Origin of the sequence: Rubrivirga sp. (genome assembly GCF_049648075.1) — a bacterium.
In the GTDB taxonomy this organism is placed as follows: domain Bacteria; phylum Bacteroidota; class Rhodothermia; order Rhodothermales; family Rubricoccaceae; genus Rubrivirga.
The window spans coordinates 1-2,221 of the sequence record NZ_JBARYR010000638.1 but is presented as its reverse complement, the minus strand read 5'-3'; the positions used below and the strand labels follow the sequence as shown (position 1 = coordinate 2,221).

The 2,221-nt window shown below is 71.0% G+C and carries 1 protein-coding gene; it reads right to left on the bottom strand.

The features are described 5' to 3' along the window. Nucleotides 1-2,221, bottom strand: a 2,221-nt coding sequence (locus tag WBA11_RS17300; RefSeq protein WP_424521890.1) for a UvrD-helicase domain-containing protein, incomplete at both ends; no start/stop codon positions are given.

Here is a 2,221-nt window from a genome sequence, read left to right as displayed (position 1 = left end):
GTGATCCGCCCTCGAGGGTCGGCCCCGAGCGCAGCAGCCTGACCGGGCTCCGACCTCGAGGACGCGTCGGCGCGACGGGCGACGGAGCCGGGGCGCGGCGGCTGGACGATCCGCATCGTCGTGCCGTCGGGATCGAGGGCGAGGACGGCGTCGAACGGGTTGTCGACGGCGGCCTCTTTGCGGGCGGCCTCGACGTGATCGGCGAGCGACCCGTCGTTCGGCGCGCGGTGACCGGCCAGCAAGTAGCCCAGCGACGACTTGTTCTCGAGCCGCCACCGCCCGCTCCCGACGCGGCCCCAGACGACGTAGCACCGCTCGCGCGCCCGCGTCATGGCGACGTAGGCCTTGCGGACGTTCTCGGCCAAGGCGTCGGCCTGGCGCATCCGGTCGTAGTCCTCGAGGGCATCGGAGCCCAGGTCGTAGACGACGCCGTCCTCGGTCCGCGCGAGTGTCGGACGCTGAACTTGGTAGTCGCGCTGGGACAGCGACCACAGGTAGGGCAGGAAGACGATCTCGTACTCGAGCCCCTTCGAGTTGTGGTGGGTCGTGATGGTGACCGCGTCGGCGTCGCGCTCCAGGCGGAGCTCCTTCATCTCGCGCGACGGAAGCGCCTGGTCCTCCCGGTTTCGGACCCAGTGCATCAAGTTCTCGGGCGACCGCGCGCCGCTCGTCTCGATCTCGTGCAGCAACTCGGCGACGTGGCGTAGGTCGGTCACCATCCGCTCGCCGTCGGGGCGACCCAACAGTCGCTCGACGACGTTCTGGGCGTGCTGAAACTCGACCAGCACGCCCAACACGCCGGTCCGGCGCCACTGGCGCTGCCCCTCGCGCAGGCGCTGGACGACCTCGGTCTCGCGCTCGGGCGCGTCATCGAGGGCGGCGATCTCGTGAGCCGACCATCCCCACAGCTCGGTCGAGAGCGCGGCGCGGCGGGCGCGCTCGTCGTCGGGACGCAGGACGGCGCGCAGGATCAGTTCGACATCGGCCATGACGGCGCTTTGGCGCACGTCGTTGGCACGCGACACGACGGCCGGGACGCCCAGGTCTTGCAACGCCTCGAGGACAGCGCCGGCCTCGAAGCGCGTTGGGACCAGGACCGCGATGTCGCCGGCGCTGAGCGGCTCGCCCTCGAGTCGGGCGGTGCCCAACAGACGCGCGATCTCGGTGGCGACGAGCGGCGGGATCTCTTTGCCGATCGCGCCTTTGCCCAACGGCCTGCCATCTTCGGTCATCGGCGCGGGCCACCAGACGAGCGGCGGCAGATCTCCGTCCTCGAGTCGAGAGTCCTGCTTCGATGGCGACGACGCGACGGGTCGGAACGGGATGCCGTCGAACAGGAACGCGCGGTCGGGCGCGGCGAAGACGGCGTTGACCGCGTCGACGAGTCCGGCCGTGCTCCGCCAGTTGGTTCCTAGCGTGAACCGTCGGTCGGCCTCGCGCTGGGCGCCGAGGTAGGCGTGGACGTCGGCGCCTCGGAACGCGTAGATGGCCTGCTTCGGGTCGCCGACGAAGTAGAGCGGCACGCCTTGAAAGGCCGTTTTGAAGATGGCGTACTGGAGCGGATCGGTGTCCTGGAACTCGTCGATGAGCGCGACCGAGAACTGGTGCCGGATGCCGGCGGCTAACGTCTCAGACGTAGCCGGGTCGTGGAGCGCGCCGTGCAGCCGCGAGATCAGGTCGGCGAACGTGAGCTGGCTCCGCCGCTCCTTGATGGCCGCGATCTGGGCGTCGACCTCGAGGACGAACGCGCGCGTGAACGCCAGGTCGAGGTCGAGGACAGCGGCTTGGAGAGCGCCGCACGCCTCGATGCCCGGATCCGAGACAGCGTCCTCGAGGGCGGCCGCGCGGTCGGCCTTGGTGCGACCTCCGCCGCCGGTCTTGCGGGCGTGCTTGGCGATGGCGTCGGGCGAGCAGGCGAGCGCCCAGGCCAAAGCATCGGGGTCCTCACCTCGGGCAAACGCTCCGACGCGGTCCAGCACATCGGCGCCGTCGAGCGGCGCGTCCTTGTTCCAGTCGACGTCCTCGAGGGCGAGCCGGACAGCGTCGGTGTCCCACGCTTGGGCCAGCGTGGTGCGGGCGTCCTCGAGGTCGGCGCGCGCAGCCTCGAGGTCGGTCTCGGGCAGGATGCGGACCGACGGGAAGTCGGCGACGGCTTTGTGGTGGGTGCGCAAGGCGTCGGGCGTGCGGCCGTGGTGGAGCGCGACGGCGGTCAGCGTCGGGT